The organism is Pantoea sp. LS15 (assembly GCF_012241585.1).
Taxonomy (GTDB): Bacteria; Pseudomonadota; Gammaproteobacteria; order Enterobacterales; family Enterobacteriaceae; genus Enterobacter.
This window is the reverse complement of the sequence record NZ_JAAVXA010000037.1, coordinates 1-674: the sequence shown is the minus strand read 5'-3', so window position 1 is coordinate 674 and position 674 is coordinate 1. Positions and strand designations below refer to the sequence as shown.

General features: G+C 46.9%; 1 protein-coding gene. It reads right to left on the bottom strand.

Annotated elements, in window-relative coordinates; translation table 11 throughout:
* Positions 1-108 precede the first annotated feature (108 nt).
* Entirely contained in the window at positions 109-567 is a 459-nt protein-coding gene (gene tnpA, locus HED65_RS22435) for an IS200/IS605 family transposase (RefSeq protein ID WP_114980194.1), read from the bottom strand.
* Between the last annotated feature and the right edge of the window lie 107 nt (positions 568-674).

Sequence of the window (674 nt, the reverse complement as noted above, 5' to 3'; positions counted from 1 at the left end):
AATAAATATCCTCCGGCATAGCCGGAGGTTTTTCATATGCGCCTGTAAGGCTTTGTTACCAGCCGCGCCCTACCAGGCGCATCGCAATCTGACATTTGCATCTATGGATTACTTACGGCCCGTAAACGGGCTACCCGGATATGGGATCGCTAACTGCTCTCCCATTTTATCCTCTTCCAGCTGGTGCTTTATGTAGTCCTGTATCTTCGCCGTGTTCTTACCCACCGTATCGACGTAGTAACCCCGGCACCAGAACTCCCTGTTTCTGTATTTGAATTTCAGATCGCCAAACTGCTCATAAAGCATCAGGCTGCTTTTGCCTTTCAAATACCCCATGAAGCCCGACACACTCATCTTTGGGGGGATCTCCAGAAGCATATGGATATGATCTACACAGCATTCCGCTTCCAGAATATTCACGTTTTTCCACTCACATAGCTTTCTTAAAATCGCGCCTATTGCTCTACGTTTCTCTCCGTAGAACGCCTGCCTTCGGTACTTAGGAGCGAAGACTATGTGATATTTACAGTTCCATCGGGTGTGCGCTAAGCTCTTTTCGTCCCCCATTGGGACCCCCTTTTGATTTCTTGTTTCTCTCTTGCAGTTGCCAGACCGCAAGTTGTTTTAACAAATCAAAAGGGGTTTTTATAACTGGCTTAAAGCTGAAAGCTTTC

Excerpts from the sequence above, each read along its gene's own strand:
- tnpA (WP_114980194.1), bottom strand. The coding sequence starts at position 567 with ATGGGGGACGAAAAGAGCTTAGCGCACACCCGATGGAACTGTAAATAT.